The 16,250-nt window shown below is 68.1% G+C and carries 16 protein-coding genes and 1 pseudogene; 7 read left to right on the top strand and 10 right to left on the bottom strand.

What is annotated here, in order from left to right; translation table 11 throughout:
• The first annotated feature begins 1 nt into the window (after position 1).
• Both ACIBTX_RS22595 and ACIBTX_RS22590 read left to right on the top strand, forming a co-directional pair.
• Positions 2-1,408 carry a selenium-binding family protein gene (locus ACIBTX_RS22595; RefSeq protein WP_396832952.1) on the top strand — a complete coding sequence of 469 codons (1,407 nt, stop codon included), beginning with the start codon at positions 2-4 and terminating at the stop codon, positions 1,406-1,408.
• Complete coding sequence (locus ACIBTX_RS22590) at positions 1,405-2,034, top strand: hypothetical protein (protein ID WP_396832951.1); 630 nt, start codon at positions 1,405-1,407, stop codon at positions 2,032-2,034. The genes ACIBTX_RS22595 and ACIBTX_RS22590 overlap by 4 nt, the downstream gene beginning before the upstream one ends.
• 92 nt (positions 2,035-2,126) lie before the next feature.
• Here the strand turns inward: ACIBTX_RS22590 and ACIBTX_RS22585 are convergent, their stop codons facing one another.
• Positions 2,127-2,978: an alpha/beta fold hydrolase gene (locus ACIBTX_RS22585; RefSeq protein WP_396832950.1), complete on the bottom strand. Its 852-nt coding sequence runs from the start codon at positions 2,976-2,978 to the stop codon at positions 2,127-2,129.
• A 168-nt stretch (positions 2,979-3,146) separates the two neighbouring features.
• Here ACIBTX_RS22585 and ACIBTX_RS22580 point away from each other — a divergent pair, with 168 nt between their 5' ends.
• Entirely contained in the window at positions 3,147-4,013 is an 867-nt protein-coding gene (locus ACIBTX_RS22580; protein WP_357117636.1) for a metallophosphoesterase, read from the top strand.
• Between the two features lie 147 nt (positions 4,014-4,160).
• On the opposite strand, the gene ACIBTX_RS22575 is transcribed toward ACIBTX_RS22580, so the two are convergent.
• On the bottom strand, positions 4,161-4,649 hold the full coding sequence (locus tag ACIBTX_RS22575; RefSeq protein WP_357117633.1) for a MarR family transcriptional regulator: 489 nt from the start codon (positions 4,647-4,649) through the stop codon (positions 4,161-4,163).
• 63 nt (positions 4,650-4,712) lie between these two features.
• Between ACIBTX_RS22575 and ACIBTX_RS22570 the strand changes: the two genes are divergently transcribed.
• Both ACIBTX_RS22570 and ACIBTX_RS22565 read left to right on the top strand, forming a co-directional pair.
• Positions 4,713-5,099: a MerR family transcriptional regulator gene (locus ACIBTX_RS22570; RefSeq protein ID WP_357117631.1), complete on the top strand. Its 387-nt coding sequence runs from the start codon at positions 4,713-4,715 to the stop codon at positions 5,097-5,099.
• 109 nt (positions 5,100-5,208) lie between these two features.
• Positions 5,209-5,391: pseudogene (locus ACIBTX_RS22565) on the top strand (metallophosphoesterase); the annotation flags it as partial.
• Positions 5,392-5,630: 239 nt separating this feature from the next.
• On the opposite strand, the gene ACIBTX_RS22560 reads toward ACIBTX_RS22565, so the two are convergent.
• From ACIBTX_RS22560 to ACIBTX_RS22545, 4 genes are all read right to left on the bottom strand, one after another.
• Positions 5,631-6,842: a DUF262 domain-containing protein gene (locus ACIBTX_RS22560; RefSeq protein ID WP_357117628.1), complete on the bottom strand. Its 1,212-nt coding sequence runs from the start codon at positions 6,840-6,842 to the stop codon at positions 5,631-5,633.
• 92 nt (positions 6,843-6,934) lie between these two features.
• On the bottom strand, positions 6,935-7,579 hold the full coding sequence (locus ACIBTX_RS22555; RefSeq protein ID WP_357117625.1) for a hypothetical protein: 645 nt from the start codon (positions 7,577-7,579) through the stop codon (positions 6,935-6,937).
• Positions 7,576-8,775, bottom strand: a complete 1,200-nt coding sequence (locus tag ACIBTX_RS22550; RefSeq protein WP_357117621.1) for an AAA family ATPase — start codon at positions 8,773-8,775, stop codon at positions 7,576-7,578. Before ACIBTX_RS22550 ends, ACIBTX_RS22555 begins: the two co-directional genes overlap by 4 nt.
• A gap of 9 nt (positions 8,776-8,784) precedes the next feature.
• The gene (locus tag ACIBTX_RS22545; RefSeq protein ID WP_396832948.1) at positions 8,785-9,339 is read right to left on the bottom strand and encodes a hypothetical protein; all 555 of its coding nucleotides are present in this window, start codon (positions 9,337-9,339) and stop codon (positions 8,785-8,787) included.
• A 725-nt stretch (positions 9,340-10,064) separates the two neighbouring features.
• Here ACIBTX_RS22545 and ACIBTX_RS22540 point away from each other — a divergent pair.
• Positions 10,065-11,213: a hypothetical protein gene (locus tag ACIBTX_RS22540; protein ID WP_396832947.1), complete on the top strand. Its 1,149-nt coding sequence runs from the start codon at positions 10,065-10,067 to the stop codon at positions 11,211-11,213.
• A 221-nt stretch (positions 11,214-11,434) separates the two neighbouring features.
• A complete protein-coding gene (locus ACIBTX_RS22535; RefSeq protein ID WP_357169530.1) occupies positions 11,435-12,277 on the top strand; it encodes a hypothetical protein in 843 nt (280 codons plus the stop codon).
• 189 nt (positions 12,278-12,466) lie between these two features.
• On the opposite strand, the gene ACIBTX_RS22530 is transcribed toward ACIBTX_RS22535, so the two are convergent.
• The 4 genes from ACIBTX_RS22530 to ACIBTX_RS22515 all read right to left on the bottom strand — a co-directional run bounded on the left by ACIBTX_RS22530 (position 12,467) and on the right by ACIBTX_RS22515 (position 16,085).
• Positions 12,467-13,753 carry a helix-turn-helix domain-containing protein gene (locus ACIBTX_RS22530; RefSeq protein ID WP_357394728.1) on the bottom strand — a complete coding sequence of 429 codons (1,287 nt, stop codon included), beginning with the start codon at positions 13,751-13,753 and terminating at the stop codon, positions 12,467-12,469.
• Positions 13,740-13,919 carry a hypothetical protein gene (locus tag ACIBTX_RS22525; RefSeq protein ID WP_357117606.1) on the bottom strand — a complete coding sequence of 60 codons (180 nt, stop codon included), beginning with the start codon at positions 13,917-13,919 and terminating at the stop codon, positions 13,740-13,742. Before ACIBTX_RS22525 ends, ACIBTX_RS22530 begins: the two co-directional genes overlap by 14 nt.
• A 135-nt stretch (positions 13,920-14,054) precedes the next feature.
• Positions 14,055-15,374 (bottom strand): helix-turn-helix transcriptional regulator, encoded by a 1,320-nt coding sequence (locus tag ACIBTX_RS22520; RefSeq protein WP_363660421.1) that lies wholly within the window; start codon positions 15,372-15,374, stop codon positions 14,055-14,057.
• A gap of 156 nt (positions 15,375-15,530) precedes the next feature.
• Positions 15,531-16,085 carry an HDIG domain-containing metalloprotein gene (locus tag ACIBTX_RS22515; protein WP_357117600.1) on the bottom strand — a complete coding sequence of 185 codons (555 nt, stop codon included), beginning with the start codon at positions 16,083-16,085 and terminating at the stop codon, positions 15,531-15,533.
• Between the last annotated feature and the right edge of the window lie 165 nt (positions 16,086-16,250).

Below are 16,250 nucleotides of genomic sequence, written 5' to 3'. Positions count from 1 at the left end.
GATGACCCGCTGGACGCCCGACCCCACCTTCTACCCGTCACCCCGCGAGGCGGCCACCGCGCCGGCCGAGAAGCTCGCCTACGTGGCGGCCTTCGACCGTACGGCGAGCCGCCCGGACGCCATCGTGGTGCTCGACACGGACCCGGACTCCCCCGACTACGGCCGGGTCGTCGGCTGGACCGACCTGCCGCACCTCGGCGACGAGCTGCACCACTTCGGCTGGAACGCGTGCAGCAGCGCGCTCTGCCCGACCGCCCCGCATCCGCACGTGGAGCGGCGCTACCTGATCGTGCCGGGCCTGCGCTCCTCGCGTATCCACGTGATCGACACCCAACCCGATCCCCGCCAGCCGCAGGTGGTCAAGGTGATCGGCCCGGAGGAGCTGGCGAAACGGGCCGGCTACTCCCGGCCGCACACGGTGCACTGTGGCCCGGACGGCATCTACCTGTCCGCGCTCGGCGGCGCGGACGGCGCGGAGGGTCCGGGTGGCGTCGCGATCCTCGACCACACCACCTTCGAGGTACGCGGGGCGTGGGAGGCCGACCGGGGGCCGCAGTTCCTCGCGTACGACGTGTGGTGGCACCTCAACCAGGACGTGCTGGTCACCAGCGAGTGGGGCACCCCGTCGATGATCGAGGACGGCATCATCGGGGAGCTGCTGCTGGGCCGCCGCTACGGTCACGCCATCCACTTCTGGGATCTCGCCAAGCGCCGGCACGTGCAGCGGGTCGACCTGGGCGATCAGTACCAGATGCCGCTGGAGCTGCGCCCGGCGCACGATCCGACGAAGTCGTACGGGTTCGTGGGGGTGGTGATCAGCGTCGAGGACCTGTCCGCCTCGGTGTGGCTGTGGCACCGCGACGGGGACGCCTGGGCGGTCACCAAGGTGATCGACATCCCGGCCGAGCCGGCCGACCCGGCGGACCTGCCCGACCTGCTCAAGCCGTTCGGCGCGGTGCCGCCACTGGTGACCGACATCGACCTGTCCGTCGACGACCGGTTCCTCTACGTGTCGTGCTGGGGCACCGGCGAGCTACGCCAGTACGACGTCAGCGACCCGCTGCACCCGGTGCAGACCGGCTCGGTGCACCTGGGCGGCATCGTCCGTCGTACCGCCCACCCGTCCGCCCCGGACGAGGCCCTCGCGGGCGGCCCGCAGATGGTGGAGGTCAGCCGGGACGGCCGGCGGGTCTACGTCAGCAACTCCCTCTACGGCGCGTGGGACGACCAGTTCTACCCCGACGGGGTGGGCGCGTGGCTCGCCAAGCTCGACGTGGACGTCGAAGCCGGCGGGCTCGCCCCGGACGAGCGGTTCTTTCCGCACGGGGACGAGTTCCGGGGGCTGCGCGTGCACCAGACGCGCCTACAGGGCGGGGACGCGTCCTCCGACTCGTACTGTTTCCCGTGACCGTCGCCACCCTGGTGACGCTCGCCGCGCTCGGCGCGTTCCACGGCCTGAACCCGGCGATGGGCTGGCTGTTCGCGGTGGCGCGGGGCCTTCAGGAGCGCAGCCGTTCGGCGCTGCTGGGGGCCCTGCCACCGATCGCGGCCGGGCACCTGGCCTCGGTGGGGATCGTCGCCGCCCTGGTCACGGCGACCCGCTCGGTGACGGCGAGCACCGTCCTGACGGTGGTCGGCGGGGTGCTGCTGGTCGGCTTCGGACTGTGGCGGCTGCTCTCCGAGCGGCACTTCCGCTGGGCGGGCATGCGCCTGTCGGCGGCACAGCTCGCCGGCTGGTCGTTCCTCATGTCGTCGGCGCACGGCGCGGGGCTGATGCTGCTGCCGGTGCTGGTGGCCGAGCCGGTGTCCGGGGGCCATTCCGGGCACCTGGCCGCCGCGCCGATGGGCGCGCTGCCGGGGTTGGCCGCCGCGGGCGTGCACACCGTGGCGATGTTCGGCACCGCCCTGGTCGTGGCGGTGCTGGTCTACGAGGTGCTCGGGGTGGGGGTGCTCCGCAAGGCGTGGTTCAACGTCGACCGACTCTGGGCCGGCGTGCTGGTGGCGGCGGGGCTGGTGACGCTGATCCGGGCGTGACCGACGCCGACACCCGGCCCCGGTGCGAAACCCTGGGGCCGGGTGCCGCAGCGCCGTTACGGCGCTGGCGTCCGATCGGCTACCGGTACGGGTCAGGCGCGCGCCTTCGCGGGCTGCTTCATGAAGTCCATGATCGCCTTGTTGACCTCGTCGGCGTGCGTCCACGGGATACCGTGCGGCGCGCCCTTGAGCGTGACGAGCGTGCCGGTCGGCATCATCGGGCCGAGCCGCTGACCGGTCACCGGGTACGGCAGCACCCGGTCCTGGTCACCCTGCACGATCAACACCGGAATGTCGATCTTCGGCAGGTCCTGGCGGAAGTCCTCCTGCCAGGAGTCCACACTGTCGTGGGTGGCCTTGCCGGAGGCCATCGCACCGATCTGCCAGTGCGCCCGGTACGCCTCTTCGCTGACCCGCTTGCCCATGTTCTGGTCCGGGTTGAAGAACGCGTCGCAGAAGGACGTCAGGTAGGCGAAGCGGTCCTTGATGATGGCGTCCTGGAAGCCCTTGAAGAGCTTGCGGTCGACGCCCTCGGGGTTGTCGTCCGCCTTGGCCAGCATCGGTTGCAGCGGGCTGAGCACCACGGCCCGGCTCACCCGTCGAGAGCCGTAGTTGCCAAGGTAGCGAATCACCTCGCCGGTGCCCATCGAGTGCCCCACGAGGGTGACGTCGCTGAGGTCCAGCTCGGTCATCAGCACGTCGAGATCCGCCGCGAACGTGTTGTAGTCGTACCCGAACGCCGGCTGCGCCGAGTTTCCGTAACCGCGACGGTCGTAGGTGATCGTCCGGTATCCGGCGTTCAGCAGCGCCCTGGTCTCCTTCTCCCACGTTGCCCCGTTGAACGGGAAGCCGTGGATCAGCACCACCGGCTTACCGGAACCGTGGTCCTCGTAGTACAGGTCGATGGGTGCGGAGTTTTCCGTCCCCACGGTGATGAAAGGCATGTTTCGTCTCCTGCTCCGGTTTCGGGCTCTCGGACGCCCCGCGCTTTCCCGCCGGGTCACCGGATATGCCGGCCAGCCGGCACGTCCCGTGGTAGCCCACGGCGAGCGGAGGAGAACACGAGCGGATCGGAGTGTGCCGATCGGGCCACCGCCGCCTAGCCTCAAGGCGTGAGCGCTTCCCCCCGGCTGCGGGCCGTCAGCGACCTGCACATCAGCTACGCGGAGAACCGCGCCTTCGTCGAAGACCTGCGCCCGGACCACCCCGGCGACTGGCTGCTCGTCGCCGGCGACGTGGCCGACCGGTTCGCCGACATCGAGTGGGCGCTCGAGCTGCTGAGTAGCCGCTTCGCGAAGGTCGTCTGGGCACCGGGCAACCACGAGCTGTGGACGCCGCCCGGCGACCCCCAGCATCTGCGCGGCGAGACCCGCTACCGCGAGCTGGTGGCGATGTGCCGCCGCCTGGGCGTCGTCACGCCCGAGGACCCGTATCCGGTCTGGGACGGCGAGGGCGGCCCCGCCACCATCGCCCCGCTCTTCGTGCTCTACGACTACACGTTCCGGGTGCCCCAGGCGAGCACCAAACAGGAGTCGCTGGACATCGCGTACGCGGCCGGCGTGGTTTGCACGGACGAGGCGCTGCTGCACCCCGACCCGTACCCGAGCCGCGAGGCCTGGTGCGACGCCCGCGTCACCGAGACCGAGCGCCGGCTCACCGACCGCGACCCGGACCTGCCGACCGTGCTGGTCAACCACTACCCGCTGGTGCGCGAACCCACCGACATCCTGTGGTTCCCGGAGTTCGCCCAGTGGTGCGGCACCGTCCGCACCCGCGACTGGCACCTGCGCTTCGGCGCGTCCACGATGGTCTACGGGCACCTGCACATCCCCCGCACGACCTTCTACGACGGCGTGCGCTTCGAGGAGGTGTCGCTCGGCTACCCCCGCGAGTGGCGGCGACGCGGCCCGGTCCCGAACCCGGTCCGCACCATCAACCCCGCCGACGACGTACGCCGCCGCGAATCCGTCACCGGGTAAGCCCCACCAGCGTCGCCAGCCGCGCCACGCCGGCCGGCGCCGGCTTGGCACGGGCGACATCGGCGATGAGGGTACGCGCCAGAGGCCGCCCCCGAACCTCAGCCGGCGCGATGGCCAGGGCAGGCCCGAGTACTTCTCACGCAAGTCTCAGGCTTCCGCCTCTGGCACCGGGGTGGTGTTGGCGATGAGTTTCTGCAGCACCGTCAGCGCCGCGACGTAGTCCGCGTCATCGATACCTCGATGGATCAGCGAACGGATCTCGGGAGCTGACTGCCCCATCTGCAGTCGAGCTGCCTCGCCGGCGTCGGTGAGTCGTAGGTTGCCGTCGTCATCCGCGTGGACCCATCCTCGGCTGACGAGCACCTCGGCTTCGCTCGCGAGGTCGTCGTCGGGGCGGATGTACTCGGTCATGGCTTGCTGAAGTTGGGAAATGGTCCTGGTTGCGCCGTCATGAGGCGCGAGGTCGTGAGGAGACAGGTGGCGCAGGATCCAGAACTGCGGCTGCGTGAAGCCGCGCTTGGCCTGCTCGTCCCGGGTGAACCGGACGATGGATTCGTACGCCAACCGCGTCCAGTACGCGGCCACCTGGTTGGCGTCGGCCTGCATCGGGGCATCACTGCTTCCTGGGATCTGCATACGGCTGATGCTGGGGGTTCAAGGACTGTTGAAGTCAAGAGGGTGTTGCAGCATGTTGGGGACATGACCGTCAGTCCGCAGGCCCCGACATCTTTCGTGTTCACCGTCAAAGACGTTGCACACGCGAGCCACGTCGCTCCGTCGGCGGTGCGCTTCTACGAAGAACAAGGTCTGATCCAAGCGCGCCGAACCACTGGAAACCAGCGCCGGTTCGACGAGAACGCGGCCTGTCGCATCCGGTTCGCCCGACTCGCTCAGCGGGTCGGGCTGACAGTTCGGGAGATCGCCACCATCTTCCAGGCTTTACCCGAGAAGCCGTCGGCGCAGGACTGGGCGCGGGTCTCCGACTCGCTGGTCGCCGAGGCCGAAGCCCGCGTGGCGCACCTGCGCCACGACCTCGACGCCCTCCAGACCGTCACCACCAGGTGCACTGCCGGAGTCCTACGGTGAGGAACGGGGCGGTCCTCCTGCTACCGGCAGCGGCACGCCGATCGATCAACAACAATCAAGCACACCCTTGGACACGATGCCACGCTCGCCTGGTCGCGCGAGCGTCGGCGCGTTCACGATGACCTACGGGCACCTGCGTATCCCCCGCACGACCTTCTACGACGGCGTCCGCTTCGAGGAGGTGTCGCTCGGCTACCCCCGCGAGTGGCGGCGACGCGGCCCAACGCCGAACCCGGTCCGCACCATCAACCCCACCGACGACGTGCGCCGCCGCGCGTCCGTCGCCGAATAAGCCCCACCAGCGTCGCCAGCCGCGCCACGCCGGCCGGCGCCGGCATGGCACGGGCAACCTCGGCGATGAGAGTATGCGCCAGAGGCCGCCCCCGAACCTCACCCGGCGCGACACCCGAACCAACTGCGCGCCTAGCGCGCGTGCTGATTGGTTAACCGACCAGGGTGAGCCCTTCGACCATAAACCCCACGGACGACCCGCGTAGGCGTGCGTCCGTCATCGGGTAACGCCCTACTCGACTACGCGCCGGCTGTCCGGAACATCTCATCAATAGCGGAGAATCTGCGCCGAACTTTCGCCGGATCACCCGTGCCCTGCGAGATAGCCGACATGAAGTCGACGTCCGACATGAGGCTGAGGAATTGCTTTTCGACCCGCCGGTAGCGCTTGACAAGGACGGCGATCTCCGGATCACCAAGGGTGGCGAGGTTGACCGCGATGGCCTCGAACAACGCCTTATTGATGGGGAATCGCCGGCTACCGCCCTTGCGATCGACCTTACGGAAGGCCCAGCCACCGAAGATATCATACGCAGCATTCAAGGCCTTATCGAACTCTTCCCGCAGCACCTGAACCTCTGTCGGGCCCAGCCGATCGAGCGTTCGCATGGACTTACGCAGGAAAGCGTCGAAATCGTCCTCGCTGTAGGTGAATGGATCCGTTAGCCGGAACGCGAGGAACCGTAGGATCATCTCCCGATCAGCCATCCGGTCGCTGCGCACGCCGTAGCCGGTCGCCTCCTTGAACAACTCGGAGTCCGCCCACTGTCGGAGGATGTCGCGCCCAGCACCCGGCATCAGGGCGTGTCGCAGTTCCTGACGCGTCAGCGGTAGTCCACCGGTATTGAGCCGAGCGAAGATGTTGAACTTGACTTCCTCGGGAGTGTCCCGGCGAATGACATGAACGATCAGCTCGGTCTCCCGCAGCCGCTCCTGGAGCCGGTCGGGCAGGTCGGCGAACGTCGCCTGGTCGTAGTCGTGGCCGAGGTATTCCAGGTCACGCAGGCGCAGAGGTTCGGCACCGATCGCCTCGGGCTCGATGAACTCGGCGATCGTCGTAAGCCGCTGAATGCCGTCGACCATTGCCCAGACCTCGTCATCATTCTCCGCCGCGTAGAAGGTCGGCAGGGGAATCCGCAGCAACAGCGATTCGATGAGGCGGCTCTTCTGTTTGCTTCGCCAGATTCCAGCTTGGCGCTGGAAGTCGGGTTGCAGGTCGACCCGGTGAGTGCGGATGCGGGACAGCAGGAGGTCCACCGTTGTGTTCTTGGTTATTACGTCGATCAGCTCGGGATCGAACGGAGCCCGGATGAAGTGGTCGGAGTCGTGGTCCTCGCCGTCGACGATGTTTTCTTCCTCGACGCCGCTTGAGTGGCCCGAGGAGTCCGGCTCCTCCGTCGCGATCTCGTGGTCAGCCAACTCCTCATCAACCATCTCGGTCGACTCCGTCATCCGTCACCTCTACTCATCGCGTGGCCCCAGTCCCACGGCACACTAGGGGCGTCCTTGAATGAGCGCGACGCTATGTCGGATAACAGACTCGCCTACAGGGAGTCAACAACGTCGAGGAAGGCGAGCCAGCTCTTGCTGCGGGCGAACCAGGGTGGTGCGAGCTGTCCGAGAGCAACGATCCGATCGGCGATCTGCACGCTATCTGCCTCGCAGTAGGTACGGAATGTCGACTTCCTCGCGCCCGCCGGGGTGAGCGCACGTGTCAACTCCTGCTTGGCGTCGCGGATCTGGCCGACGTCCCTGCCCTCGTACGACGAGAGTGGCCGCCACCCTGCGCAGACCTGACGGACCGCTTCGGGGAAGAGGAACCACCAGGTCTCGATCTCCCACGCTGGCACGACCGGATACACCGGCCAGGGCAGCGAGCGAAAAGTTTGCTCGATCTTTCGGCCGACCGCCTCATGGGCCGGCTCGACCTCGTCGGCGTCCTCGTGCATGAGGACAGCGCGGATGGGCGTCGAGACCGCGAAGGCCTTGAGCACGCCCCGGACCTTTTCAGCATGTCTTGGTAGCCGGTCCGGCGGTACATTGCGCACCAGCGCAGGAGGAACTCGCAGCGGCTTCAGACCACCCCGCCCGATGTCGCGACGGAGTGCGGCCACGAGGATGCGGATCGCCTGCCGGTCGTTGTCATCCTCACCGAGTACGACGACAACCGGACGCGGTCGCTGCTTCATTCCAGGCCCCCACCGAGCGCGCCGGAGAACCATAGCTCGCCCAAACCAATCTCACCCCGCAGTTCCCGCTCCATCGCTCGAACGGTGTCGGGGTCGATGGCCGGGATGTGGGACGAGGAGTCCTCGCCCCGCTCGCAGACGATGAGCTCATCTGGCTTGAGCCGGTTGACCAGCGCCGGTGAGTGCGTGGCGATTAGAAACTGCGTCTGGTCAGAGGCTTGTCGCAGCAACTCCACTATGCGGTCCAGGATGTGCGGGTGCAGTCCGTGGTCGATTTCCTCAATGCAAGTGAGCTGCGGTGGCGCCGGGTCATACAGCAGCGCCAGGAGTGCCAGAGCACGAATCGAGCCGAAGGACGCCTCCCGCAACCGGGTGGACCCACGTAGCCCCGCCTCAACCAAATTGAGCACGACTCCGCTACCGGCCCCGCCAATGGGTGTGAACTCCAGGCTCTCCACGCCGGGGATGAAGGCGCGCACGTCACGGTGTAGCTCGGCAAAGCGGTCGGGGTGGTTCCGGGCGAGGTAGAACAAGAACGCGGCGAGATTGCTCGCATCGTCGGACAGCCGGTCGCTGATTTCCTCCTGCGCTGGTTGACGCGCGGCTGCGACATCTACATCGAAAACGCGGAAACTGGCAAATAGGTCGGCGAGAGCTTCCACCCGCTCGCCGCCACGCTCGGGGCTGAGCCGAGGCAGCAGGGACAGGCCTAGCGACTCCTCCCGAACGTTCACGCTGTCCGCGTCGGCACCATGGAACTGGATACGTCCTCCGGTAATACTGATGTGCCGAGCCTCCCCCGTTCCCTCGGTCAGCCAGAAGTCTTCCTTCCGTCGGATGGTCGAGCGACGGGGGTCAACGGGTGACCGGACGGAGGTGAAGGAGAGCGCGTAGGCGTTGGCCCCTTCACCCGTGGGTCCGCTGGTCGTCTCCACCTCGATTCGGACCGGGCTGTTGGCGTCGGGGTCCCCGCGGAAATGAAGCCGTGCGAAACCCCCACGCTTCGCGAGAGCAGGTTCCAGATCGCCCCGAGTAGCGTCGCCGAGGAACGCGATCACGTCGAGCAAGTTCGACTTGCCCGCTCCGTTGGGTCCGACTAGGACGTTCAGCGGAGCGAGGTGAACCTCGACCGCCCGCAGGCTGCGAAAATTCTCCACCGCGAGCCTGCGGAGAAACAGCGAGTGCCGGTCAGTCACGGACGCAGCCTACCGCGTAGATGGAACGCCACACTCCGCCACACCAATCGCGGCTGGCGGGCAAACTTCAGATTGTCCTTCCCGGCTGGACCCGCTGCCTCGTCGGCAGAGTTGATCTTCACCAACCTCGGCTCCATCGTTAGCGAGTGAGGCCGAGGAGCGTCGCCAGTCGTGCCAGGCCGGGCGGTGCCGGCTTCGTACGGGCAAGATCAGCGATGCGAGTACACACCAGAACCGCCCCCGAACCTCAGCCGGCGCGACACTGTCCGCGTCGACCAACGCCAGCGCCGCCCCGCGCAGGTAGGCGCCCTGATACTCGGCCGGCAGCCGCCGCCACACCTCCCGTCGAACGACCGTCACATGCCGGGCCAGTGCGCCGTCGGTGTCACCCCGCTGCGCCGCGAGGAGCACCCGCGCCATCTCCACGGTGACCGGCCCGAAGCTGGTGCCATGCAGGTCGTCGTACCCCCTGAGGTCGGCGGCAACGCCGACGGCCCGGTCGATCAGCTCGGCGGCGCGGCGGTGCTCGCCGCAGCCCGCGGCAGCGAGGGCGGCCTGGACCACCAACGTTCCACCCACCGCCCACGCTCGACGCTGCTCCCGGCGAGGCTGCACGGGCAAGGCCGACCTTGGGAACTGCCACTTTGGACAGTAACGCCGCCATCGTCGCCCGATTCATAGGAAACATACGCCGGACTTCGCGGCAGGATTCCCAACAGTTCTTGATCACGGCATGGAGATGACCGTGGAACTTCAGCAGATCTCCGACCGCGTCAACACACGAACTACCGATGGCGCGATCAGCGCCCTGCCGCTCAGTCACTCCCCGTACACACTGATGGCATCGGCGATGGACGCTCATGGCCGCAGGTAGTCGTCGAGGCGACGTGTTCGGGACTGTTCCGGACAGCTCAGACCCTTCCCCGCATCACCCGTCGCCGGCCAGGCTTACCGCCAGAACACTTACGCGGCGTGGTGCTCGGGAGCACCACGCGCGCGGTTCTACCGCGACTCAGGACGTGTTTTCGGAGGTTGGCACCGGAGGGCAGTTGGCTGCACACACTGACTGACCACGCGGCCGGATTACCGCACCTGCCAACCGCCGTAGCCGGTCCATCCGCCCTTGATGACCCCACCGCCTGAGCATCGACCGTCACCGAAGAAAACGGCACGCTACGGGCCGGATCAGAGCATGACCAACCCGCAGTCCTTACCGCTGTTCCTGGTCTGGAAACTGCGGGGCTCCGATCGCGTTGGGCAGGCCAGCGCGAGTGATGTAGGGAGGCTTTGTGCTGAAGGAGAAATGGGGCCGGCTCCGCCGGTCAGCGGTGGCGATTGGGTTGATCGCCGCACTTGCGACACCGGTCGTGGTTCTGCCAGCCAATCCGGCAAACGCCGCGTCCACAGTGGTGTGTGTCGGCGATGGTGTCAGCGGGCGCCGGGTCCAACTCGTGTACGTCCGCCCGACCGGCGGCACCAACCGCTATCCCGAGATGGATCCGAAAATCCAGGATTGGGCGACGAAGATCGACGCGGCATATCTGGAGGCCGCACAGCGCGGCGGCGGTGTGCGCCACGTCATTTTCGTCCATTCTGTTGCCTGCAACCCGATTGTCGCGTATGTCGAGGTGCCGGCCAGCGAGATCAACAACCCCGAGAAGGTGGCCGCCGCGATGAAGGCTCGCGGCTACAACCGGACTGACCGGATCTACCTCACGTTCTACCAGGGCACCCACGAGTGCGGGTTGGGCTGGAACGACGCCGGTGGCAGCGACAGCCCGAGCTCGGGCAGTCCCTACAACTCCGGGCCCGGCTGGGCGATGATCGACGAGGGCTGCTGGGCCTGGAACAACGCCGGGCACGAACTGCTGCACGCGATGGGCGCGGTCCAGGCGAGCGCACCGCATGCCACCGCGTTCGGTCACTGCTGGGACGACCAGGACATCCTCTGCTACGACGACGGCGGGCTGCCGTCGGGAGGCCTGAAGAACGAGTGCCCGAGCGCGGTCGGCGACATCATCGACTGCAACAATGACGACTACTTCAACTACGCCCCGGCGGCCGGCACCTACTTGGCCAGCCACTGGAACGTCGCCAACAGCTACTACCTGACCGGCTTCGGACCGGGCGCCCCCGTCTACACGGGGACCAAGACGGTCGCCACCGCACGGGCCGGCGCTAATGCCTACGTGACGAAGTACCAGCTTCCGGACGGCCGGTGGACCCTCAAGGCCAAGGTAGTCACCAACACGAGCAGTCCGTTCTACTCCGCCGTCCTCGCCGTACGCACACCCTCCGGGGTGCGCTACATCCCGCCGTCGGGCGTTCCCCGGGGGAGCGCAGAGTACGTGACGGTAGAGGCGAACACCTCCGTTGAGGTCAAGCTGTGCGAGGGCAACGCCGCAGCAAAGGGCGGCTGCACCGCAACCTGGTGGTGACAGTGCCGCCGCCTCGGCGGCCGCAGTCCGGATCCGTCGTCTGGGCGTAAGCCAGGCGGCGACGACACCAGAGAGCACGCCCGTGGCCCGGGTCGACAACGTTCCGGGCCACTGGCGTGCCGCCCGTTCCTGCCACACGCCAGCGTGCCGGCATTCCGGAAAATCGACTCGGTTCCAGCCGCGGGCGCCACGTCTGGGATCCGCCTGTATAACCTGTGCGGATGCCTTCAGCGAAGCAGCTTCTGCTGCTCGTCGGGGCCGCGCTGCTCGCCGTCGTGGGCGCGCTGTTCGGATCCCCCTGGGCGACCGGGGCCGGCGTCGTCGTCGTGCTGAGCGTTCTTGCCGTCCACCCCGCGGTGACCGGTCCCGCGGTGCCTCGGTCGACACGTCTGCTGCTGCAGGGTGGCCTGCTTCTCCTCACCCTCGCGGGCGTCGTGCAGATGTGGGGATGGGCGGCCTCGTCATTCGCCGACGCTCCGCCGAGCGCGAGCGAGCTGATCGCGCTGGTGACCGACCCGGTACGGCAGCGGACGCAGTTCCTGCGACAGCTGGCCGTGGCAAGTTGTCTGATCCTGGCCTGCGCCTGCTTCGGCATCGCTGTCGGGCGGCTGCCGCGGGATCGGCTACGCCGGATCGGCCGGGCCGCGCCGGCCGTGGGCGTGCTCACGCTGGTCACCCTGGCATTCGTCGCCCTCCTCCCGTCGGGGCTGACCGCCCTGCTCGGCTCGTTCACCAATGTGGCCGTGGCGGTGTTGCTCGTGCTCGGGGGGTATGCCTGGGTCGTGAGCCGCGCGGTCCGGCGCCATGGCACCGGCCCGATCGCCGTAATAGGTGCCACGCTGCTGGCCGCGGTGGCCTGGCTCGCGGTGGACGATGCCTTGCGGAGTCGGCCGGAGCCGCGCGGCAGCGACGCCTTCCACCAGCCGGGCGTCAGTGTGTCCGTGGCGGTCGAGACCGGGCCCGACGTTGAGACCGCCGTCGCCGTCGCGGCGCTGCTGCTCGGAGCCGCCCTGACCGTGCTGGCCTGCGCGAGGCTCAGCACGACCCACAGCGAGACGCGCTGAGCCGGATCGGGTGACTGTGCCATCCGCGTTGGCATCGTTGATGACGAGGATGTGGAGCACGTCGAAGAGGCAGTCTCAGCAGAGTGCGCACCGCTGAAGGTCTTTGGGCTTGGCGTTGTCTCACCGCCGCGTGACGGGCGGCCGCTCCACAGTGAGGCATCCGTATCGGTGACCAGCACAAGCGTCGGCCTACGAGAGCGCGGTGGGTGGCGGCCGCCGGTCGGCGTCCGGCGGCCGAATAAGCCCAACCAGCGTCGCCAGCCGCGCCACGCCCGCCGGCGCCGGCTTGGCACGCGCAACCTCAGCGATGAGAGTACGCGCCAGAGGCCGCCCCCGAACCTCGGCCGGCGCGACACTGTCCGCGTCGACCAGGGCCCGCGCCGCCCCACGCAGGTCACCGGCATGCAGGTACACCCGCGCGGCGTCGAGCAGGTAGGCACCCCGACACTCGGCCGGCAACCGCCGCCACCCCTCCCGCCGAACGACGCTCACATGCCGTGTCAGTGCGCCGTCGACGTCACCCCGCTGCGCCGCGACGAGCACCCGCGCCATCTCCACGGCGACCGTCCCGAAGCCGATGGAGTGCGGTTCGTCGTACCCCCGGAGGTTGGCGGCAGTGCCCGCAGCCCGGTCGATCAGCTCGGTGGCCCGGCGGTGCTCGCCGCAGCCGGCGGCCGCGAGGGCGGCCTGGACCAGCAGGGTCCCACCCACCGCCCACCCACGACGGTCGCCCGGCCCCGCGTGCTCGCCCTGTCCCCGGTGATCAAGAGGTTTGCGTCGACTTTGATCTCCAAACGTGCCGCAAACCTCTTGATCACCGGGGCGGAGTGTCGGTGGCAGAGTTCGGTCGGCCGCTGCGAGGGTCGCCGACAGGGCCAGGCGGTCCCGGCCCGACGCGCGTAGGGCCTGGGCCACCGCGATCGCCGCCGTCGCCGCGAGGACTGGATCGTCTTGGGCAGCGCCCATGGCCCGGTCGGCGGCGAGCCAGGCGAGGTCAGCCTCGCCGAGTTTGATCAGCAGCAGCGCGGTGATCCGGTACGCCTGTACCAGCACCTCCGGCGACCGCGCGCCCTGGGCGGCGTCGAGCAGGCTCGGCACCGCCCGCACCAACTGCGGGTAGTGCGCGTGCTGGTACGTCAACCAGGCATGCCCGACCTGACGCCGCAGCTCGTGCAGGTGTGGTGAGGTCGGCGGGGTGTCATAGCGGGCGAGCGCGGCCCGGATGTCGTCCACGCCGTCCGGGGTGCTCGCCGGGGTGCTGGGCGGTTGGCCGAGCAGCACCTCCGGGTCGACCCGCAGGACGCGGGAGAGTTCCTGGATGACCGAGTACCGGTCCAGGGGGCGAACGCCGCGTTCGATCTTGTCGACCCAGCTCTTCGACCTGCGCAGGCGGTCGGCCAGCATCTGCTGGGTCATCGACCGCCGCACCCGCCAGCCGGCGACGCGTCGGCCGATGGGGAGGTCATCGCTGCTCACGCCGCCACCGCCGGTCGGGGACCGCACGGGTCGTGTCGTCCACGGGCACGCGTTCGGCCTCGGCCTGAGCCAGGATGCGCTGCTTGGCAGCCTCCCGCTCGGCCGCCTCAGCCTGTTCACCCTTGCTCGCCGTCTCGTCGCCTTGCCCATGATGCCTGCCGCTCATTCCCCCACCTCACGGGTCGGGGCGCGACGTGCACATGACGGAGTTGGCCGCCGCGCCCGATCGGGCAACCACTCAGCGATGCATAGGTGACAGCCTGTGACGATCATTGATTGCGATCCAGACGGATCGCGTCCGCTACTGTCCTTCGAGGTGTCCGCCTGGATCGGCGGACATGCCAGCGGACAGCTCTAGGAACTCGTCAGCAGCGCTCGTTCTGCCCTCGACAGCGGCGATCATGTGACGCAGCTCGGCGACACGGTCAACGGCACGTTGCGACCGCGCCGAGCGCGCGAGAGTCGCGGAACGTCCGGCCACGGCGACGGCCTGCTCAACCTCCCCGGCTTGCAGCAGCGCTTGGGTGAGCCAACCGAGATACAAGGAGGTCTCGCGGGGCGAGTCGTCGCCGTAGCGACGGACGGCGTCTTCCAAGATGGGTACCGCTCTGAGCGGTCGGCGCAATTCAGTCCACACACGCCCCGCCATTACCTGAACCTCATCCTGGGTCAGCCAGTACGCCCAGGGAGGCGCATCGCCCAGGTCGACGTGCTGATAAATCTCCGCGACGTTGCCCAGGGCCCGCTCGGCGAGACTTGCCTCGCCCATGCGGGCGTGGGCCCAGGCAACGCGCTCAAGCAGCAGAGCTTGGCCGGTGGCCTCGGCCGCGTGCTTGCCACCCACGTAGGCCGATCGAGCCAACGTGGCCGCCTCGCGTCGGTCGCCAAGATTCGCCTCAAGGTAGGAGAGGCTACTGAGACAGTTGGCCGCACTCGCAGCGTCGCCGCCAGTGTGTGCTGCGCGCATCCCGGTCAGGTAATAATGGCGAGCCTCAGCGACCCGGCCAGAATCCTCGGCGACGAATCCCGCCAACTGACACAGATCGGCGATGACGACGAGCAGCCGCCGACTCACGGCTTCTCGATAGCTACCCTCGCGAAGCAGGTCGGCGGTGGCGGCCAACTCGGCAGAAACCATCGCGTAGGTCTCGGCACCACCCACGTGGTCGTCCAGCCGTCGGAGCTGACGAACCCGGTCCTCGATCCGAGCCACCGTCTCGTCCCCGACCCGGCGGCCCGCGCTCAGCTCATACCGCTGAGGTGGCTCAGTGATCAACCACTGATGGGCCAGCGCGGCAGCGTTCTCGGTCGTGGGCGTCTGCGTTACGAGCAGTCCGGCGAGCCGTTCCGCGTCGCACCGCAAAGATTGCGCCCCACCGCTGGCCGTGCGCTCCTCGTCGACACCAGGGACCGGAGCGAGCGCGACCAGCGTCCCGCCCGCCGCCAAGGCAGTGTCCAGGCGCTGAGCAGTGTTCAGGGCCGGCATCTTCCGACCGCAAGCCAGGTCATGCAGGTAGCTCTTGCTGTAGAAGGTCTGGCGCGCCAACGCGCGATAGCTGATCCCACGATTCGTGATCAAAGCGCGGAGCCGTTCGGCGAAAGACGAGGCGGACTCCGGCATCATTGCTCCCTACGGATTACAGGCTGGGCCGACCTTGGTAACTGCCACTTCGGACAGTACCGCCGCCATCGTCGCCCGAGCTATAGCCAAACGCACACGGCCTTCCCAGCAGGATTGACATCAGTTTGATCACGCCTTCGGTCAGCGCCGCGACCGTCACATCGGATGAGCGGAAATGCGATGCTGAGTCCTGCGTATGGCGCCTAGGAGCATAGGCTCAGCCTTCTGCCAGAACCGAGTCACCACGTCATCCGGCCCATAGCGCTGCCGGATCTCTGCCAGCCTCTCATCGACGCTGAGATCCTGGCCGTCCGGCCCAGTCGTCATGTCCGCGTACCAGAGAGCATCCGAAGTGGCTGACTCCTCACGCGGGAACTCGCTAACCAGAGCCTGCCGCAGACCACGCTCCTCTGCTTCGTAAACAGCGCAGGAGTGATGGGCGACCAGAGCAGCGACGCGACCTGCGAAGCCGTGACGCTGAAGCCACCGCCCGCCGTCCAATGCGTGGAAGCCCGTGTCGGCGACGTCAGGGGCGTACCCGATGTCATGCAGCCACGCCGCCGCCGACAGCAACTCCGCATCGTCCCCGACCAGGTGCGCAAGCTGCTTGGCTTTGGCCGCCACCGCCTGCACGTGCAGCCAGCGTCGGGGTATCGCGTTTCTCAGATGACGTTGTGAGGTTGCCGCGGCCAGTTGGGAGGGAGGACCCACGCGCGAATTCTAAAGCCCGAGCCCAGCTAGAACCGGCCGCCAGCGCCACCGAGGCGACTTGGAGGGAGCCCCCCACCTGGTACCCAAACCTGCCTTCCTTTCACGACGCCGCAGCGGCGTTCATCACCAACCCGGAGGTCGACGTGCTGCGCGCCGAACCGAACT

The organism is Micromonospora sp. NPDC049359 (genome assembly GCF_044466585.1).
In the GTDB taxonomy this organism is placed as follows: Bacteria; Actinomycetota; Actinomycetes; order Mycobacteriales; family Micromonosporaceae; genus Micromonospora.
This window is presented reverse-complemented; position numbering and strand designations above follow the sequence as displayed.